Origin of the sequence: Paratractidigestivibacter sp. (genome assembly GCF_963660155.1) — a bacterium.
GTDB lineage: Bacteria > Actinomycetota > Coriobacteriia > Coriobacteriales > Atopobiaceae > Paratractidigestivibacter.
This window is the reverse complement of record NZ_CAVKWG010000032.1, coordinates 48,256-66,009: the sequence shown is the minus strand read 5'-3', so window position 1 is coordinate 66,009 and position 17,754 is coordinate 48,256. Positions and strand designations below refer to the sequence as shown.

The window sequence follows — 17,754 nt, the reverse complement described above, 5'->3', positions numbered from 1 at the left end:
GACCTCCCGGGGCTTTATGACAAATGTCACAGGCGCGTTAAAGCGCTGTCATACCTTATTAACATGCAAGCGATGGTCTGTGCCTGTGGACCGCAGCGATACGGCAAGGCCAACGGGAAAAGCCCCAAATGGGGGACGAGAACCCCTCGCGACCTGCGGCGGGTTCAAAAGGGAGAAAGAAGGACAGCATGAAGAAGCAACTTGCTATCGGCGCGGCTCTGGCCGTCGCTCTCAGCATGCCCCTCGTGGCATGCGGCGGCTCCTCCACCAGCACCTCCAGCACCACCAGCTCCACCACGTCCAGCTCCACGAGCTCCAGCAGCTCCAGTTTTGACGCCAACAGCTACTACGTTGGCCAGTGGCGCGGCGCCGTTGCCATCACCGGCACCTCCGTCTACGGCACCACCGGTGGCTCCGAGCAGATGCTCGACGTCATCTTTGCTGAGGACGGCACCGTCTCCATCGAGCCCCTTGAGGCCCATGCCGACCTTCTGACCGACAAGGGCACCTGGGAGGGCACCGAGGACGAGGTCACCCTGCACATGACCAAGGGCGACATTGTTCTTAAGGCCAACGGCAAGAACGCCCTCGAGGGTACTGCCTCCGACTTCGACATCGCTGATTTCGAGACCATCAACTTCGATTTCTACGGCTAGGCCGGACGCCGCTTAGGCGGCGTCCGTTTGCGCTGAGTGGGAGGGTGGTCGCAAATAGGACGGCCGCCCTCCGGGAAGAGCACTCTATTAGAACGGAGAAGGAAATGAAGAACGTTTCTCGTCGTGGGTTCATCGCCGGTTCCGCGCTGACCGCGGGCCTGATTGGCCTGGCTGGCTGCAGCAACTCCGGCAGCAGCTCCAGCAGCGACACCACCAAGGGCTCGGGCTACAAGGAGACCGACTCCGGTAACGGCTATACCGTCGTCGACAACGGTGCCAACGGCAAGCAGCTTTCCTACTCGCCTGCGTCTGGTCTTAAGCTCATCGAGAAGGACGGCTACGCGTTCAAGGACTTCGAGGGCACGGGCGAGCTCGTCCCCTACGAGGACTGGCGCCTTACCGCCGAGGAGCGCGCCGAGGATCTTGCCTCCCGCGTCACCATCGACCAAATCTGCGGCCTCATGTGCTTCTCTGGCCACCAAGCCTCCATCGAGGACGACTGCTCGGTCACCGACACCCAGAAGGAGTTCCTCGACGGCGGCGTGCGCGCCGTCCTGAACGCCGCCTCCGGCTTCCCCGCCTACAAGCAGGCCACCTGGGCCAACGCCATGCAGGCCTACGCCGAGAGCTCCAGCAACAAGATCCCCATCAACTTCTCGTCCGACCCGCGCCAGGGCAAGAACTGCACCAACTGGCCTGACAACCTGGGCCTGGCCGCCTCCTTCGACCCCGAGGTCTCCAAGGAGGCCGGCGCCGGCATTGCTCGCGACATGCGCGAGATGGGCATCACCATGTACCTTGGCCCGCAGACCGACGTTGCCACCGACCCGCGTTGGGCCCGTTACTCCAGCACCTTCGGCGTTGACCCGGCCCTGTCTCGCGACATGGTCCGTGCCCACATCGACGGCCTGCAGTCCACGCTCGACGACTCCGACAACGACCAGGGCTGGGGCACTGGCTCGCTTCTGGCCATGGTCAAGCACTGGCCGGCCGAGGGCGCTGGCGAGGGCGGCCGCGAGGGCCACACCGACGGCGGCAAGTTCGCCGTCTACCCCAAGAAGAACTTCGATGCCCTGACCATCCCGTTCGTCGACGGTGCCTTCAAGCTTGACGGCAAGACCGGCAGCGCCGCGTCCATCATGACCTCCTACACCATCGCCTTCGACGAGGACATGGAGTACGGCGAGCTCGTCGGTTCCGGCTTCTCCGCCTACAAGGTCAAGGAGCTTCTCCGCGAGAAGTACGGCTTTGAGGGCTCTGCCTGCACCGACTGGGCCGTTCTGGAGAACGCCGAGGATCCCGAGGTCTTTGCCTGGACCAGCTGGGGTCTTGAGGACAACTCCAAGTGGTCCCCGGTCACGCGTGCCGCCAAGGCCGTCGAGGTCGGCGTCGACCAGATGGGTGGCTGCAACGACACCACCGTTCTGAAGGACGCCTACGAGTCCCTGAAGTCCGCCCAGGGCGAGGACAAGGCCAACGAGATTTTCCGTAAGTCCGCCAAGCGCCTGCTTCTTGGCTACTTCAACTGCGGCCTATTCGAGGATCCCTACGTTGACCCCGCCAACGCCAAGGCCGACCTCGACAAGGGCGACGAGGATGCCGCCGCCAAGGCCTTTGCGGCCCAGGTCAAGGGCATCGTCATGCTCAAGAACCACGGCGGTGTGATTAAGGCCGCCTCCGGCTCCGACAAGCCCAAGATCTACATGCCGATGACCTTCACCCCCGCCGGTGAGACCTGCTCCGGCATGGGCGCCAGCAAGTGGTCCGCCACCGACGCCACCTGCGAGCTTCCGATGTCCACCAAGACCGTCGGAAAGTATTTCGAGCTGGTCACCGACACCTTGGCTGACACCCTCACCGGCCCGGCAAACGAGAAGACCGGTGAGGCCACTCCGGCCGAGGCCGACCTCACCCGCGTGACCGCTGCCGACATCGCCGACGTCGACGCCGTCGTGGTGATCGCTGATCCCCCGACCAACGCCAACAGCCGTCGCGGCAAGGACAAGGACGGCAACTTCATCCCGCTGTCCTGCCAGTACCGCCCCTACACCGCCGATGGCGCCAACGTCCGCCAGACCTCTATCGCCGGCGACCCGGCAGACGGCACCAAGTGGGCCGAGCACGACACCACCAAGGGCGTTGAGATCGAGAACCGCAGCTACTACGGCCGCACCTCGATGATGACCAACGAGAACATGCTTGACCAGATCCTCTCCGCGGCCGCTCTGGCCGAGGAGGCCGGCAAGCCCTGCATCGTGGTCCTCAACTCCCAGAACCCGATGTGCGTCCACGAGTTCGAGTCCAAGGTTGACGCCATACTTATGTCCATGTCCAACTGCCCCGAGGCAGCTCTTGACATCATCGCCGGCAAGGACGAGCCCTCCGGCCTGCTTCCGCTGCAGATGCCCAAGGACATGAACGCCGTCGAGGCCCACTCCGAGGATACGCCGCGCGACATCGAGCCCTACACCGACGTCGATGGCAACTCGTACGACTTCGGCTTCGGCCTGAACTACGGCGGCGTCATCTCCGACGACCGCACCAAGAAGTATTGCGTCGACGCCCTTACCACCCCCAGCGCTTAAAGGGACGCTCTAGCAAGTCTTTGGCGTCGCGCTTGCACTGCCACGCACCTCAGGCCCGCCTGCTGCCACTCGCGGCGGCAGGCGGGCCTCAACCTTAGAACCAGAAAGGAATTCCCATGGCTGATACCAAGCCCAAGAAGACCGTTACCCGTCGTGGTTTTGTTGCCAACACCGCCGTCTCCGCCGGCCTTCTCGGCGTCACCGCGGTCGCCAACATCGCCACCGACAAGTTCCGCTCGTTGCTCGACCACTACCTGGGCGGCCGTCCGTCAACCGTCGAGGTCATTGCCGGCTCCGAGAACTGGGATACCAACTACTACGACGCCCAGTACCGCGGCCGCACGCAGGCCACCAACGCCGCCAACGAGATGGTCGGCCAGATCCTGGGCGAGGGCGCGGTCCTGCTCAAGAACGACGGCGCGCTGCCGCTGGCCTCTGGCTCTGAGATCAGCCTGCTTGGTCGTTACGCCGCAGATCCCATCTACGGCGGCGCCGGCTCCGGCACCGTTGATGCCTCTTCCTGCGTGAACCTGCACGACGGCATCGCCGCCGCTGGTCTTAACATCAACGAGACCGCCTTCGAGTTCATCAACGGCGCCTACTCAAACTACCCCAAGGCCGACATCACGATGGACAACCCGTCCACCGCTTGCTACTACATCGGTGAGATTCCCTGGAGTGCCTACAGCTCCGAGGCCCAGTCTTCCATTGCCGGCACCACCGCCGTCGTCGTGATCGGCCGTGGCGGCGGCGAGGGCGGCGACCTCTCGCGCGACCTTATCGGCGACCTCAACTCCGGCGTCTCCACGACCTTTACCGCCAACGACGAGACTGCAAACTACGTTGAGGGGCAGCACGAGCTGGAGCTTACCGTTGAGGAGAAGTCGGTCCTGGCTGCCGCCAAGGCCAGCTGCGACAAGGTCGTGGTGCTGATCAACGCCTCCACCTCCATGGAGCTTGGCCCGCTGATGAGCGGCGAGTACGAGGTCAACGCCATCCTGCACATTGGCTCTCTTGGCGCCACCGGCGCAAACGGCGTCGGCAAGCTGCTGACTGGCGAGTACAACCCCTCCGGCCGCACCACCGACATCTGGGCCGCCGACTTCACCGCCGACCCGACCTTCGGCAACTTTGGCGGCAAGCGCTACAACGACGTCTCGGACTACTACACCTCCAACGCCAACGGCACCGTATCTGATGGCACCGCCTACTTTGTTGAGTACAAGGAAGGCGTGTACATGGGCTACCGCTACTATGAGACCGCTGCCGTGGAGGCCGAGGCCGGCAACTACGACGGCTTCAACTACGACGAGGCCGTCGTGTTCCCGTTCGGCTACGGCCTGTCCTACACGACCTTCGAGCAGAGGCTCGACTCCGTGGGCTGCGACGGCGAGACCGTGAGCGTCACCGTGACCGTCACCAACACCGGCGCCGTTGCCGGCAAGGACGTCGTGGAGATCTACTACAGCGCGCCCTACACCGCAGGTGGCTTGGAGAAGCCCGCCGTGGTTCTCGGTGGCTTTGCCAAGACCCAGGAGCTTGCCGCTGGCGCCTCCGAGACCGTCGAGATCGAGTTCCCCTTGCGTCAGATGGCCTCTTGGGACTCCTCCAAGGGTGCCTGGGTGCTGGACGCCGGCGAGTACGAGATCAGCCTGCGCACCGACTCCCACACGGTCGTGGACTCGGGCTTTGTCACCGCTGACGCCAAAACCTACGACACCGACGACGTCACCGGCACTAAGCTTGAGAACCAGTTCTCCGACCTCACCGAGTACATGGAGAAGAACTGCACGGTGATGTCTCGCTCCGACTTCAAGGGCACCTTCCCGGAGGCCGCCCAGGACAAGGACGCCGGCGACTGCGGCATCGAGTTCAAGGAGTACGACTACACCGAGCACGAGGACTCCAGCGCCACCATGCCCACCAGCGGTGCCGCCAACGGCCTGCAGCTCATCGACCTGCGCGGCAAGGACTACGATGATGAGATGTGGGACACCCTGCTTGACCAGGTGAGCGTCAGCGAGATGACCACCATGCTCAACGACTGTGCCTACAACACCGGCGCCATCGAGTCCGTGGGCAAGCCCGAGACCGCCGAGCCCGACGGCCCGGCCGGCTTCACGTCGCTGACCGGCCCCACCGGCAACTGCGCGTACTGCTCCGAGGTCATCATGGCCCAGACCTGGAACACCGAGCTCATGGGCGAGATGGGCAAGATGGTGGGCCAGGAGGCCCTGGCCTCCGGCTACAACGGCTGGTACGCCCCGGCGTGCAACACTCACCGCAGCCCGTTTGCCGGCCGTAACTTTGAGTACTACTCCGAGGACCCGATCCTGGGCGGCAAGATTGCCGCTGCCGTCGTGGCCGGCGCCGCCTCCAACGGCTGCTACGCCATGGTGAAGCACTTTGCCCTCAACGATCAGGAGTCTTACCGCGTCCAGCACGTGGCCACCTGGGCCACCGAGCAGACCGCCCGCGAGATCTACCTGCGTCAGTTCGAGATTCCGGTCAAGGAGGCCAAGACGGAGATCAAGTACATCTCCGACGACAAGGGCACCATGACCACCAAGCAGATCAACGCCTGCACCGGCATTATGAGCTCCTTCAACTACGTGGGCACCGAGTGGTCCGGCGGTCGCCGCAGCCTGTGCACCAACGTCCTGCGCAACGAGTGGGGCTTCAGGGGCTGCGTCATCACCGACTTTAACCTCTATGGCTACATGGACAAGAACGCGGCCCTCTACGGCGGCACTGACCTCGAGCTCACCTACTCCGCCATGACCGGCGAGTTCAAGGGCACCGACAGCGCCACCGTGGTCAATCAGCTGCGCGAGGCCACGCACCACACGCTCTATACCGTGGCCAACTCCAACGCGATGCAGGGCATGGCCCCCGGCTCCAAGATCACCTACGGCACCGCGCCTTGGCAGATGGGCGTCTGGGGCGGCAGCGCCGTCCTGGTGGCGCTCGCGGGCTTCTTCGGGTGGCGCGCGTATCGCACGAACAAGCTGCTCAAGGAACAGACGGCCGAGAAGGGCGACGAGGCTGCGGATAAGACTCCGACGGCGTAAGGCACCGGCGGCGGCCGCGCCAGTCGGCAGTCGTGCTGGGTGGCGGCCCGCAGATTGATTCGCGGCGCGCGGCGAGGGGCTTTCGAGCTTTTCGCCGCGCGCCGGTGTTTTTGCGCGCGGTATCTCGGCCGCCCTGTCGCGTACACTGATTGAGAAAGGTGGCGAAAAAAGCGCGATGATCCGGGAGTTCTGCGCGGAGAACGTCGAGCACGTGCCGGCGGCGCTGGCCGCGGGCGCGGGGCGCGTCGAGCTCTGCGATAACCTGGCCCGCGGCGGCACGACGCCGAGCGGCGGCGTCATTCGCGAGGCGGTTGGGCTCTGTCACTCGAATAACGCGCAGGTCATGTGCATGATTCGCCCGCGCGGCGGGTCGTTTGGGTACACGGGCTCCGAGGCGCGGATCATGGCCGATGACCTTGCGATCGCAGCTGACCTGGGCGTCGACGGCGTTGTTTTCGGTTGCCTGCGCGATTGCGGCCTCGACCGCGAGTTGACCTCGCGGCTCATGGGGCTCGCGCGCGAGCGGGGGCTTCTCACCACGTTCCACATGGCGTTCGATGAGCTCGCGGTTGGCGAGGCGCTTGACGCCGTCGACTGGCTGGCCGAGCTGGGGATGGACCGCATCCTTACCCACGGCGGGCCCGCGGGCACGCCCATCGAGGAGAACCTCGACCGCCTGCGCATTTACGTCGAGCGGGCCGCGGGGCGCATCAAGATTCTGCCCGGCGGGGGCATTACCTGGGAAAACGCCGATACCGTGGCGTCTGCTCTGGGCGTCGACGAGGTTCACGGCACGCGCATCGTGAGGCTCGGCTGATGGCGCGGCGCGGCGCGGCCTCTCGACCTGCCGCATCGGGGGTATTGTGGTATCCGACAGTTTCCGAGAGCTGCACGATGCCACAATCGACCAGTTCCAGGCCATTGAGCTGGTCGGGCTTCTTGGCGTGCGCATCAAATAGGGGGTATTCATGATCGACGCGAACGCTTCGCTGGAAGAGATTCAGCGCATCTTTGCGAACGACCGCTTCGCCACGGAGGCCACCGGCTGCCGCGTGGTCGAGGCGGCGCCGGGGCACGGCGTGTGCGAGTTCGACATCGAGGGGCGCCACATCAACGAGAAGGGCGGCGTGATGGGCGGCGCCATCTTTACGCTGGCCGATTTCGCCATCGCCATCGCGGCCAACGTGGGGGAGGAGCCGACCGTCTCGGTCGCGTGCTCCATCCAGTACATGAGCGCCGCGCACGGCAAGCGTCTCATCGCAACCGCCGATGCGGACAAAAACGGCCGCAGCCTGGGTTTTTACAACTGTCTTGTGACCGACGAGCTCGGCACGCCTGTGGCCCGCGTCACCGGAACCTGCATGCATACCCGGCCGAAGCAAGATTAGAGCGCGGCGAGGTGCTCCGGAAGGCCGTCGACGAGGGGCTCGACGTAGGCGCGCAACGCTTCGGTCACGTTGAGGCCGTCCTCGCAGATCCACTCGCGCGGCACGGCCTTGACCTGGTTGGCCACCTCGAGCACGTCCACGAGCGCATACTCCACGGAATAGGGGTCGCTGGATGTGCGCGTGAGGGAGCACATCTTGACGGACTCGCCTGCCATGGCCGCGCGAACGCCAACGCGCCCCAGCTCAAAGGCCTCGTCGAGGTCAACCTTGCTGGCAAGGTGGCTCGCGCAGCGCTGCAGCGTGGAGAGCTCAACGGCGCGTGTCTTCACGCCGAGGCGCCCGCCGACGAGGCTCGCCAAGTAGCGGCTCGGGCCGGAGAGCTGCGCCAGGTGGCCGAACTCGTCGACTTTGGTGCCGGCGGCCACTGTCTTCTCGGCAATAAGGTGCCCATCTGCCTCTCGTAGGCCCTCCGACATGGCGATAACCACGGTGTTCTGACGCTCGAGCAGCTCGCCCATGCGTTCTACCAGCGCGTCTTCGTTAAAGGTGACCTCGGGCAGCAGCACCAGGTCGGGCTCGGCGAGGCACGCCGAGCCGGCGAGCCAGCCGGCGTCGCGGCCCATGATCTCGACGAAGAGCACGTTCTTGAGGTCGTACACGTCGGCGTCCAGCATGAGCTCGGAGGTCGCGGTGGCCACGAACTTGGCGGCGCTGCCGTAGCCCGGCGTGTGATCGATGCCCACGAGGTCGTTGTCGATGGTCTTGGGTACGCCGATGAAGCGGATGGGGGAGTCGACGCGCGCGCCCCAGGCGCCCAGCTTGGCGATGGTGTCCATCGAGTCGTTGCCGCCGATGTAGAGCACGGCGTCCATCCCCGCGGCCTCGAACTTGGCGAAGGCGTCGGTGTAGAAGGCCTCGGTGCCGGCGGCGTCCAGCGCCGGCAGCTTGAAGCGGCAGCTGCCGAGCCAGCTCGACGGCGTGTGTCGCAGGAGCTCGATGGCCGCGTCGTCGGGCAAGGCGGCCGCTAGATCGACCGTTTGCCCAGCTAGGAAGCCCTGGATGCCGTGGCGCATGCCGATGACCTCGACGCCCGCCTCGCGCGCGCCGGCGACGACGCCCGCCAGGCTCGAGTTGATGGCGGCGGTGGGCCCGCCCGACTGTCCGACCAGGATGCGCTTAACGTCTGCCATGGGGTTCCTTTCTCGCAAGTGCTTGCCTGCACAAGAATACCGCCGCCGGCGCGGGGCCGACGGCGGCAATCGAGTCGCTGATGCTATGTCCAGCTACGCGCCGGCCTTACGCCAGGTTGTAGAAGGCGGCCTTCTGCAGGTACTCGGCGGAGCCGCCCAGGGCGTCCTCGATGCGGAGGAGCTGGTTGTACTTGGCCACGCGGTCGGTGCGGGCGGGGGCGCCGGTCTTGATCTGGCCGGCGTTGGTGGCAACGGCCAGGTCGGCGATGGTGGTGTCTTCGGTCTCGCCGGAGCGGTGAGAGACGACGGCGGTGTAGCCGGCGCGCTTGGCCATCTCGATGGCGTCGAGGGTCTCGGTCAGGCTGCCGATCTGGTTCACCTTGATGAGGATGGCGTTGGCGGCGCCGGACTCGATGCCTTTCTTCAGGCGCTCGGTGTTGGTGACGAAGAGGTCGTCGCCCACGAGCTGGACCTTGCCGCCGATGCGCTCGGTGAGCTTCTTCCAGCCCTCCCAGTCCTCCTCGGCCAGGCCGTCCTCGATGGAGATGATCGGGTAGCGAGAAACGAGGTCCTCCCAGTAGTCGACCATCTGGTCGGAGGTGAGGGTGCGGCCCTCGCCCTTGAGCTCGTACATGCCGGTCTCCTTGTTGTAGCACTCGGAGGTTGCCGGATCCATGGCGAACATGAAGTCGACGCCCGGCTCGAAGCCGGCGGCCTTGACGGCCTCCATCAGGTAGACGAAGGGCTCGTCGTTGGTCTTGAGGTCGGGGGCGAAGCCGCCCTCGTCGCCGACGCCGGTGGAGAGGCCGGCCTTCTTCAGGGTGTCCTTGAGGGTGTGGTAGACCTGGGTGCACCAGCGAAGGGCGGTCTTGAAGTCAGGGGCGCCGACGGGCATGATCATGAACTCCTGGAAGTCCACGTTGTTGTCGGCGTGCACGCCGCCGTTCAGGATGTTCATCATCGGGACGGGCAGGGTGTGGGCGTTGGGGCCGCCGAGGTAGGCGTAGAGGGGCAGGCCCGCGGAATCGGCGGCGGCGCGGGCGATGGCCAGCGAGCAGCCGAGGATGGCGTTGGCGCCGAAGTTGCCCTTGTTGGGGGTGCCGTCGGCGGCAATCATGGCCTCGTCGCAGGCGCGCTGGTCGGTGGCCTCCATGCCGACGAGCAGGTCGGCGAGCTCGGCGTTGACGTGGCCGACGGCCTTCTCGACGCCCTTGCCCATGTAACGGTCCTTGTCGCCGTCGCGCAGCTCAACGGCCTCGAACTCGCCGGTGGAAGCGCCGGAGGGGACGATGGCGCGGCCGAAGGAGCCGTCCTCGAGCGTGACCTCGACCTCGACGGTCGGGTTGCCGCGGGAGTCCAGGACCTCGCGACCGTAAACCTCAACAATGCGTGCCATATGGCATCCTTTCTGTAGGGCTGTGTTAGCCATGCCTAACTTGCCTCAGAAAAGTATACCCAACCTAACTTACATAGGACAGAGAATGTGGCCGCAATTTGCGCGAACATGCCATTTCGTGCAGGTCTGTCCCAAAACCGCTGCAGAAAGGGGACTGTCCCCTTTTGGTAGGGGTGAACCCGTCGCCCGGTGCAGGTGGGGTGGGGGTTACATGTCTTCGAGGCGGCCGTGGCGCTCGTAGCGGGTGGTGCGGGCGATGCGGTTCTCGTCGTCGACGAAGACCACGCGGGGCTGCCAAGCGTCGGCCTCGGCCTCGTCCATCTGGCAGTAGCACATGATGATGACCTTGTCGCCAACGCTGACCAGGTGGGCCGCGGCGCCGTTGAGGCAGATCATGCCGCTGCCGCGCTCGCCGGCGATCACGTAGGTCTCGAGGCGCTTGCCATTGTTCACGTCTGCGACCTGCACCTTTTCGTACTCGCGGATGCCCGCGGCGTCCATGAGGTCCTCGTCGATGGTGATGGAACCCACGTAATCGAGCTCCGCCTGGACGACGGTGGCGCGGTGGATCTTGCCCTTGAGCATGTTGAGGATCATGTGGTGCTGGCTTTCGTTCGGCCGCGGCGCGGCGGTGCTACAACGACGCTATACGGTACAACACCTCGGTGAGCTGGCGGTATACCTCGCTCGCATCTCCAGAAAGACAGCTCAGATGGGCGTCGATGGTGGCCTTATCGCCGCGGGCCGCGGGGCCGGTAAGAGAGGCACGGGTACCCGCGGCCGCGATGTGCTCGGCGTTGCCAAGGAAGAGCGGCGCCAAGGCCGCTTGCGCATCGTTAGGCGCAAATCCGCAGGTCACGAGCTCGTCGGCGGCCATTTGGTAGAGCCCGACCACCAAGTTCGACGCCATGACGGCGGCGGCGTGGTAGCGGGGCTTCTCGCTTGCGGCGATGTGCGCCACATGGTTGCCGCAGCTGGCGAGAAGCGCCTCGACGGCGGCGGTGGCCGCGGCGTCTCCCTCCAGCGTGAACCAGGCGCGCGAAAGCTCCTGCCAGCAGTCAAAGCGGCTGCTCACGGCGTAGAGCGGGTGCGCGGAGCAGACGGAGGCGCCGGCCTCGCGAAGGGGTGCCAGCACATCGGATGACAAGGCGCCGGAGCAGTGGGCGAAGACTTTGCCGTCGGCGTTGTCGCCCAAGGTCGCAGCCGGCTTCGCCGCGACCTCTGCGAGCTGCCCGTCCGGCGTGGTGATAAACACGACGTCCGATGCGGCTACGAGCTTGGCCTCGTCGCTGTACGCCTGCCCGCCTGCAAAATCCGCGGCCTCCTGCGCGTGGCTCGGCGTCCGCGAGAAGAAGCCGGCAAGCTCGGCGCCGCCTTCCCGCAGGTAGCGGGCGAGCGAGCATCCGACCTTGCCGGCCCCGATGAATCCGACCCTGGTCACGGTGCCTACGCAGCGGCGCCGGGCTCGTAGATAAAGTTGTCGATCAGGCGGGTCTTGCCCACGTAGACGGCCATGGCGCACAGCACCGGGGCGTCCTCGATGCGCTCGACCTGCTCGATGCTGTCGAAGTCGACCATCTTGACGTAGTCGATCTTGGCGAGCGGCTCGGCCTCGATGATCGCGCGCATGGCGTCGAGCACGGTCGCGGCGTCGCGCTCGCCGTCCTCGACCATCTTCTGGCCGGCAAAGACCGCGCGAGAAAGGCACAGCGCCGCGGTGCGCTCTTCGGGCGAGAGGTAGGTGTTGCGCGAGCTCTTGGCCAGGCCGTCCTCCTCGCGGATGATCGGGCAGCCCACGATCTCAATCCCGAAGTTGAGGTCGCGGACCATGCGGCGGATGACGGCCAGCTGCTGGGCATCCTTCTGGCCGAAGTAGGCGCGGTCGGGGGTCACGATGTTGAAGAGCTTGCCGACCACGGTGCAGACGCCGCGGAAGTGGATCGGGCGCGTGAGGCCGCAGAGCTCGTGGGTGAGAGCGTCCATGTTGATGTAGGTGCAGGCGTCGGGCGCGTACATCTCGGAGGGCTCGGGGTGGAAGACCAGCGCGGCGCCGGCCTCCTCGCAGAGCTTGCAGTCGCGGTCGAAGTCACGCGGGTAGCTCTCCAGGTCCTCGTTGGGACCGAACTGCGTGGGGTTCACAAAGTCGGAGACGACGACGCGGTCGTTCTCGGCAGCGGCGCGCACGATGAGGCTCTTGTGGCCCTCGTGCAGGTAGCCCATGGTGGGGACGAGACCGACGGTCAGGCCCTCGCGCTTCCAGGCGCGGACCTGCTCGCGGACCTCGGCGACGGTAGTTGCGGTCTGCATTTGCTGCTCCTTTACGGTTGAGCGGATTGTGCGATGGACGGCGTGCGGCGTGCGATGGACGGCCTACTCGGCGCGCAGCTGGTCGATGACCTCGGCGTCGAGGTCCTTGTAGCTCTCTGCGGCGGCCGGGAAGTCGCCGGACTGGATGGCGTCGTCGTAGGCGTGGAAGGCGTCGACGATGGTCTCGCCGAGGCTCGCGAAGCGGCGGACCATCTTTGGCTTGAAGCCGCCGGCGGTCATGCCGAGCATGTCCTGGACCACGAGCACCTGGCCGTCGCAGCCGTTGCCGGCGCCGATGCCGATGGTGAACGCGCTGGTCAGGCGCTCGGTGATGAGCGTGGCGAGGTTCGAGGGCACGCACTCCAACACGATGCAGAAGGCTCCCGCGGCCTCGATGGCCAGGGCGTCCTCCACGAGCTGGCGGGCGGTCTCGACGGAGCGGCCCTGTACCTTGAAGCCGCCGAAGGCGTTGACGGACTGCGGGGTGAGGCCGAGGTGGCCGACCACGGGGATGCCCGCCTCGACCATGGCGCGGATCTGCTCAACGCAGCGCACGCCGCCCTCAAGCTTGACGGCCTGGGCACGCCCCTCCTTCATGAGGCGGCCGGCGTTCTCCAGCGCCGTCGCCAAATCCTGCTGATAGCTCATGAACGGCATGTCCGCCACGACGAAGGTGTTATCCGTCGCGCGCGTGACGCAGCGCGTGTGGTGGACCATGTCGTCCATGGTCACGGGCAGGGTGGAGTCGTAGCCCATCATGGTCATTCCCAGCGAGTCGCCCACGAGGATCATGTCGATGCCAGCGGCCTCGGTCAGCGCGGCCATGGTGTAGTCGTAGGAGGTTACCATCGTGACCTTGCGGCCCTCGTCAACCTTCTGCTTGAGGGTGAGGACGGTGTTCTTTGCCATGTGGCCAGCTCAGTCCCTTCTTGGCTAAGAAGCCCGCCGGGACATGAGCCGGGCGGGCAACTGCGGATTTTCTTGCCTAGTGTAGCGCGTCGCGGCGCGCATGTGCCCGGGCCTGCGGTTTTCCTACGTGCGCGTCACATGTTGCCGAGCGGCGTCACATGTTGCCGAGCAAGAAGTCCTTGACCACGCAGGGGACCTCGCGCAAAAGGTTGTTTGGCAGGTACCACGGGTCGGAAGGGGCGTCGATGCCGCAGGCGCCCGTAAGGCCTTGGCGCGCAGCGATGCGGCAGGAGCGGAATGCGTGGAAGTTATTGGTCACGATGCCGACGCGGTCGGCGGGGGAGGCCAGGAGCCCGCGCGAGAAGCGGAGGTTCTCAACGGTCGAGCGCGAGCGGTCCTCAAGCACGATGCGGGAAGCGTCGATGCCTTGTTCACGCAGGTAAGAGGCCATGCAAGCGGCTTCTGTGGTCGGCTCGTTGCCACCTTGGCCGCCCGAGACGATGCAGCGCGTGCGCGGGTTTTGGCGCAGGTAGTCGGCCGCGGTGTCGAGGCGATAGCGCAGTACGTTGCTCGGCGTGCCGTCCGGACGGACCTGCGCCCCGAGGACGATGATCTCTTCGAGGTCTGCGGGCGGCGCGGCCGCGGCGTGCGTCATGATGACGGCATCGACGCTGAGGAAGAGCACGACCGCTGCGGCAGCAACGGCGGTCGCAGCGGCTCTTATCGCGAAGGGCAGCGCGGCCCACGCACCCGTCTGCACGGCGAGCCCGGCGCCCGCGATTGCGCCGCCGAGCACGTACCACACGACGAAGAAGAGCGTTCCCGAACCAACGAGCATGATTGAGACCCCGTAAGCTGCGCAAACGGCTCCGAGCCCTATGAGCACGTATCCCACGCGGACTCCTTTCGCGTGTCAGCTCCGACATTGCCCCGACTCGCCGTCCATTATGCTGCGCAACCGGGGCGATTTGCGCGCGATCGGCTTGCCGCGCCCGTCCGTTCGACTTGGCAGCACGGGGATCCGATACAAACTTCGTCGAGTGCGCACCTAAATTTGACCCGCGGCGCTACACACCCGAATTCGGCGCCGTTTTCCCTGCATTTTGAGCCCCAAGCCGCAGCTGTATGGAGCCGTGTCGAATTAAGGTGCGCATTCGGCCGAGTTTGTGATCGCGGAGCATGAAAAACCCGGCCGCGCGGGGTGCGCGACCGGGTTATCGGGCCGATTCGGGGCGCTTTACGCGGCCTCGGCGTCCAAGGTCTCGCGGATAGCGAGGATGAACTCGCGCGTGCCCAGCGTGGTGGGGTTCTCGAGCGAGGTGATGCGCGCCAGGTCGCCCGTCATCTTGCCGGCCTCGATGGTGTGGATCGTGGCGGCCTCCAGGCGGTTGGCAAAGTCCACGAGCTCCGGGGTCTCGTCGAGCTCGCCGCGCTTGCGCAGGGCGCCCGTCCAGGCAAAGATCGTGGCCACGGAGTTGGTGCTCGTTGGCTCGCCCTTGAGGTGCTTGTAGTAGTGGCGCTGCACGGTGCCGTGGGCGGCCTCGTACTCGTAGTAGCCATGGGGGCTCACCAGCACGGACGTCATCATGGCCAGGCTGCCGAAGGCGGAGGAGAGCATGTCGCTCATGACGTCGCCGTCGTAGTTCTTGCAGGCCCAGATGAATCCGCCCTCGGCCTTCATGATGCGGGCCACGGCGTCGTCGATCAGCGTGTAGAAGTACTCGATGCCGGCCGCCTCGAACTTCTCGCGGTACTCGGCCTCGTACATGTCCGCAAAGACGTCCTTGAAGCGGTGGTCGTACTTCTTGGAGATGGTGTCCTTGGTGGCAAACCAAAGGTCCTGCTTGGTGGAAAGCGCGTACTCAAAGCAGCTGCAGGCAAAGCTCTCGATGGAGTCGTCCAGGTTGTGCTGGCCCTGGACCACGCCGGCGCCGGTGAAGTCGTGCACGAGCTCGCGGGTCTCGGTGCCGTCGGCGGCGGTGTAGACGAGCTCCACCTTGCCGGGGCCGGGGATGCGCATTTCGGCGTTCTTGTAGACGTCGCCGTAGGCGTGGCGGGCGATGGTGATGGGCTTCTTCCAGCAGCTGACCACCGGGTCGATGCCCTTGACCACGATGGGGGCGCGGAAGACCGTGCCGTCGAGCATGGCGCGGATGGTGCCGTTGGGGCTCTTCCACATCTGCTTCAGGCTGTACTCCTCCACGCGCGCGGCGTTGGGGGTGATGGTGGCGCACTTGACGGCCACGCCCAGGCGCTTGGTGGCCTCGGCAGAGTCGATGGTGACCTGGTCGTCGGTCTTGTCGCGGTACTCGAGGCCGAGGTCGTAGTACTCGGTCTGGAGGTCAACGTACGGGCAGATGAGCTCGTCCTTGATGATCTGCCAGATGATGCGGGTCATCTCGTCGCCGTCCATCTCGACCAGAGGGGTCTTCATCGCGATCTTGGTCATGTGCGCCTCCCAGGGCTGCGTTTTGCCAGTTGGGTGGCACTTTACCACGAGGCGAGAGGCGCGCGGCGAGTGTTAGCGCACTTGAGACACGCTGGATACAGAGCGGGGGCGCGGCGGGTTGCGGCGCCGGCGGGTTGCGGCGGGGCGACGCCGGTGTTACCTGAGCGCGGCCAGGACCTCGCCGATGTCGGCGTTTATGCAGATGGACTGGGGCTCGATTTCGCGCGGTGCCAGGGCCTCGCCTGCGTTGATGCAGGCGTAGGTGGCCTTGGGGTTTTTGGCCGTCATCTGCCAGAACGGGTACTTGATGATGCCCGGCGTGTTGTAGCCCACGCCCAGCTCCAGGTAGACGGTGCGAAGTCCGGCACGAGTCCGCAGGAAGTTGCTGTAGCGCTCGGCCGCCTGGTGCCAGCCCTCGTCCTCCACGAAGGTATCGTCCGCGCGCAGGTTGGTGGTCGCAGGCGCCCCGCAGTTGGGGCAGGTGGGCAGAAGCGCCGTGGGGATGCGCATGCCCTGCTGCTGCTCGACCATTTGGCGAATGGCACGGGAGTTGCCCCAAGTCTTGTTGCAACAGGGGCGGCTGCACTGGAACAGGCCGTAGTCACCCTGCGTATAGAAGAGGCGCTTCTTGTCGAAGCCGGCCTTCTGGAAGCAGTGGTCGACGTTGGTGGTCAGGACAAAGTAGTCCTTCTTGCCAACAATTCGCAGCAGGTCATCGTATACGGGCTTGGGCGCGTCTATGTAACGATTGATGTTGATGTAGCGGCTCCAGTAGGCCCAGTGCTCCTCGAGGGTGGCAAAGGGGTAGAAGCCGCCGGAGTACATGTCGGCAAAGTGGTAGCGGGCGATGAAGTCGGCGAAGTTGGCCTCAAAGCGCTGGCCGTCGTAGGTGAAGCCGGCCGACGTGGAAAGGCCGGAGCCCGCCCCTACGACCACGACCTCGGTGGTGTCCAGGGCCTTGAGGAGCCTATCGATCGAGGTTTGCGCCTCCGAGGAGCTCGGCGTAGATTTCGCGGTCAAGATCCTTGAAAACATTGAAGACCACCTTCTTCACGCTGGTCGGGGTTTGCATAAACTCTTGTACGGACGCGACGGCAATCCGCGCGGCCTCGCGGTTGGGGAAGCAGAACTCGCCTGTAGAGATGCAACAGAACGCGATGCTGGTCAGACCATGCGCTGCGGCCAGTTCCAAGCACGAGCGGTAGCAGCTGGCAAGAAGCTCGCGGTCGCGTGGCGTCACGTTACCGCGCACGATGGGGCCCACCGTGTGGATGACGTGGGCCGCCGGCAGGTTGAACCCCGGGGTTATCTTTGCCCGGCCCGTGGGCTCGGGGTGGCCCTGCTTTGCCATGACCTCCGCGCACGCCTGGCGCAGCTGGATGCCCGCGAAGGTGTGGATGGCGTTGTCGATGCAGCGGTGGTTGGGCACAAAGCAGCCGCACATCCCGCTGTTGGCGGCGTTCACGATGGCGTCCGCGCGCAGCGTCGTGATGTCGCCCTGCCAGAGGTAGAGCTGGCCGCCCGCGGGCCCGGCTGCGGCGATCGGCGTAAGGTCCTCCACGTCCGTGATGCCGTGCCCTGCGGTCTCTTCTCGCAGGTAGGTGTCCTGCACGGCGAGAAACTCAGCGCTTGCGGGCGTGGCCTCTCGCATGTTCATCAGCGCGCGGAGCAGCAGCCGCTGGTCGTCTGCGCCCGAGGGCACGACGGCCCCGCGATACTCCGGCCGCTCACCCAACAACTCGCGGATGAGCAGCTGTCGCCTCTCTGATTGCCTCATCTCTTCTCCTTGCAGTGGACAAAGGG

Annotated in this window: 15 protein-coding genes; 5 read left to right on the top strand and 10 right to left on the bottom strand. The window is 65.5% G+C overall.

Annotated elements, in window-relative coordinates; all coding sequences use genetic code 11:
* Positions 1 to 188 precede the first annotated feature (188 nt).
* The 5 genes from U5709_RS05795 (at position 189) to U5709_RS05775 (ending at position 7,700) form a co-directional block, all read left to right on the top strand.
* Positions 189 to 656, top strand: coding sequence for a hypothetical protein (locus U5709_RS05795; protein ID WP_321971019.1), 468 nt, complete (start codon positions 189 to 191; stop codon positions 654 to 656).
* 104 nt (positions 657 to 760) lie between these two features.
* On the top strand, positions 761 to 3,241 hold the full coding sequence (locus U5709_RS05790; RefSeq protein WP_321971020.1) for a glycoside hydrolase family 3 N-terminal domain-containing protein: 2,481 nt from the start codon (positions 761 to 763) through the stop codon (positions 3,239 to 3,241).
* 116 nt (positions 3,242 to 3,357) lie between these two features.
* Positions 3,358 to 6,312, top strand: coding sequence for a glycoside hydrolase family 3 protein (locus U5709_RS05785; protein WP_321971021.1), 2,955 nt, complete (start codon positions 3,358 to 3,360; stop codon positions 6,310 to 6,312).
* Between the two features lie 175 nt (positions 6,313 to 6,487).
* The gene (locus tag U5709_RS05780) at positions 6,488 to 7,129 is read left to right on the top strand and encodes a copper homeostasis protein CutC (RefSeq protein ID WP_321972988.1); all 642 of its coding nucleotides are present in this window, start codon (positions 6,488 to 6,490) and stop codon (positions 7,127 to 7,129) included.
* 151 nt (positions 7,130 to 7,280) lie between these two features.
* Entirely contained in the window at positions 7,281 to 7,700 is a 420-nt protein-coding gene (locus tag U5709_RS05775) for a PaaI family thioesterase (protein WP_321972987.1), read from the top strand.
* Here the strand turns inward: U5709_RS05775 and U5709_RS05770 are convergent.
* From U5709_RS05770 to U5709_RS05725, 10 genes are all read right to left on the bottom strand, one after another.
* On the bottom strand, positions 7,697 to 8,890 hold the full coding sequence (locus tag U5709_RS05770; protein ID WP_321972986.1) for a diphosphate--fructose-6-phosphate 1-phosphotransferase: 1,194 nt from the start codon (positions 8,888 to 8,890) through the stop codon (positions 7,697 to 7,699). The two genes, U5709_RS05775 and U5709_RS05770, sit on opposite strands and share 4 nt — an antisense overlap.
* 106 nt (positions 8,891 to 8,996) lie before the next feature.
* The gene (gene eno / locus U5709_RS05765) at positions 8,997 to 10,286 is read right to left on the bottom strand and encodes a phosphopyruvate hydratase (RefSeq protein WP_321971025.1); all 1,290 of its coding nucleotides are present in this window, start codon (positions 10,284 to 10,286) and stop codon (positions 8,997 to 8,999) included.
* Positions 10,287 to 10,493: 207 nt separating this feature from the next.
* The gene (gene panD / locus U5709_RS05760) at positions 10,494 to 10,883 is read right to left on the bottom strand and encodes an aspartate 1-decarboxylase (protein WP_321971026.1); all 390 of its coding nucleotides are present in this window, start codon (positions 10,881 to 10,883) and stop codon (positions 10,494 to 10,496) included.
* A gap of 37 nt (positions 10,884 to 10,920) precedes the next feature.
* Positions 10,921 to 11,727, bottom strand: coding sequence for a Rossmann-like and DUF2520 domain-containing protein (locus U5709_RS05755; RefSeq protein ID WP_321972985.1), 807 nt, complete (start codon positions 11,725 to 11,727; stop codon positions 10,921 to 10,923).
* A 5-nt stretch (positions 11,728 to 11,732) separates the two neighbouring features.
* Positions 11,733 to 12,593, bottom strand: coding sequence for a pantoate--beta-alanine ligase (gene panC / locus U5709_RS05750; RefSeq protein WP_321971028.1), 861 nt, complete (start codon positions 12,591 to 12,593; stop codon positions 11,733 to 11,735).
* A gap of 63 nt (positions 12,594 to 12,656) precedes the next feature.
* On the bottom strand, positions 12,657 to 13,502 hold the full coding sequence (gene panB, locus U5709_RS05745) for a 3-methyl-2-oxobutanoate hydroxymethyltransferase (RefSeq protein ID WP_321971029.1): 846 nt from the start codon (positions 13,500 to 13,502) through the stop codon (positions 12,657 to 12,659).
* A gap of 154 nt (positions 13,503 to 13,656) precedes the next feature.
* Positions 13,657 to 14,340: a YdcF family protein gene (locus U5709_RS05740; RefSeq protein WP_321971030.1), complete on the bottom strand. Its 684-nt coding sequence runs from the start codon at positions 14,338 to 14,340 to the stop codon at positions 13,657 to 13,659.
* Between the two features lie 399 nt (positions 14,341 to 14,739).
* Entirely contained in the window at positions 14,740 to 15,951 is a 1,212-nt protein-coding gene (locus U5709_RS05735) for an NADP-dependent isocitrate dehydrogenase (RefSeq protein ID WP_321972984.1), read from the bottom strand.
* A 156-nt stretch (positions 15,952 to 16,107) separates the two neighbouring features.
* Positions 16,108 to 16,971 carry a Sir2 silent information regulator family NAD-dependent deacetylase gene (locus U5709_RS05730; protein WP_321972983.1) on the bottom strand — a complete coding sequence of 288 codons (864 nt, stop codon included), beginning with the start codon at positions 16,969 to 16,971 and terminating at the stop codon, positions 16,108 to 16,110.
* A complete protein-coding gene (locus U5709_RS05725) occupies positions 16,919 to 17,728 on the bottom strand; it encodes a protein-ADP-ribose hydrolase (protein ID WP_321972982.1) in 810 nt (269 codons plus the stop codon). Before U5709_RS05725 ends, U5709_RS05730 begins: the two co-directional genes overlap by 53 nt.
* Between the last annotated feature and the right edge of the window lie 26 nt (positions 17,729 to 17,754).

Excerpts from the sequence above, each read along its gene's own strand:
- U5709_RS05780 (WP_321972988.1), top strand. The coding sequence starts at position 6,488 with ATGATCCGGGAGTTCTGCGCGGAGAACGTCGAGCACGTGCCGGCGGCG.
- U5709_RS05770 (WP_321972986.1), bottom strand. The coding sequence starts at position 8,890 with ATGGCAGACGTTAAGCGCATCCTGGTCGGACAGTCGGGCGGGCCCACC.
- panC (WP_321971028.1), bottom strand. The coding sequence starts at position 12,593 with ATGCAGACCGCAACTACCGTCGCCGAGGTCCGCGAGCAGGTCCGCGCC.
- U5709_RS05740 (WP_321971030.1), bottom strand. The coding sequence starts at position 14,340 with ATGCTCGTTGGTTCGGGAACGCTCTTCTTCGTCGTGTGGTACGTGCTC.
- panB (WP_321971029.1), bottom strand. The coding sequence starts at position 13,502 with ATGGCAAAGAACACCGTCCTCACCCTCAAGCAGAAGGTTGACGAGGGC.
- U5709_RS05785 (WP_321971021.1), top strand. The coding sequence starts at position 3,358 with ATGGCTGATACCAAGCCCAAGAAGACCGTTACCCGTCGTGGTTTTGTT.
- U5709_RS05795 (WP_321971019.1), top strand. The coding sequence starts at position 189 with ATGAAGAAGCAACTTGCTATCGGCGCGGCTCTGGCCGTCGCTCTCAGC.
- eno (WP_321971025.1), bottom strand. The coding sequence starts at position 10,286 with ATGGCACGCATTGTTGAGGTTTACGGTCGCGAGGTCCTGGACTCCCGC.
- U5709_RS05775 (WP_321972987.1), top strand. The coding sequence starts at position 7,281 with ATGATCGACGCGAACGCTTCGCTGGAAGAGATTCAGCGCATCTTTGCG.
- U5709_RS05790 (WP_321971020.1), top strand. The coding sequence starts at position 761 with ATGAAGAACGTTTCTCGTCGTGGGTTCATCGCCGGTTCCGCGCTGACC.
- U5709_RS05735 (WP_321972984.1), bottom strand. The coding sequence starts at position 15,951 with ATGACCAAGATCGCGATGAAGACCCCTCTGGTCGAGATGGACGGCGAC.
- U5709_RS05725 (WP_321972982.1), bottom strand. The coding sequence starts at position 17,728 with ATGAGGCAATCAGAGAGGCGACAGCTGCTCATCCGCGAGTTGTTGGGT.
- panD (WP_321971026.1), bottom strand. The coding sequence starts at position 10,883 with ATGATCCTCAACATGCTCAAGGGCAAGATCCACCGCGCCACCGTCGTC.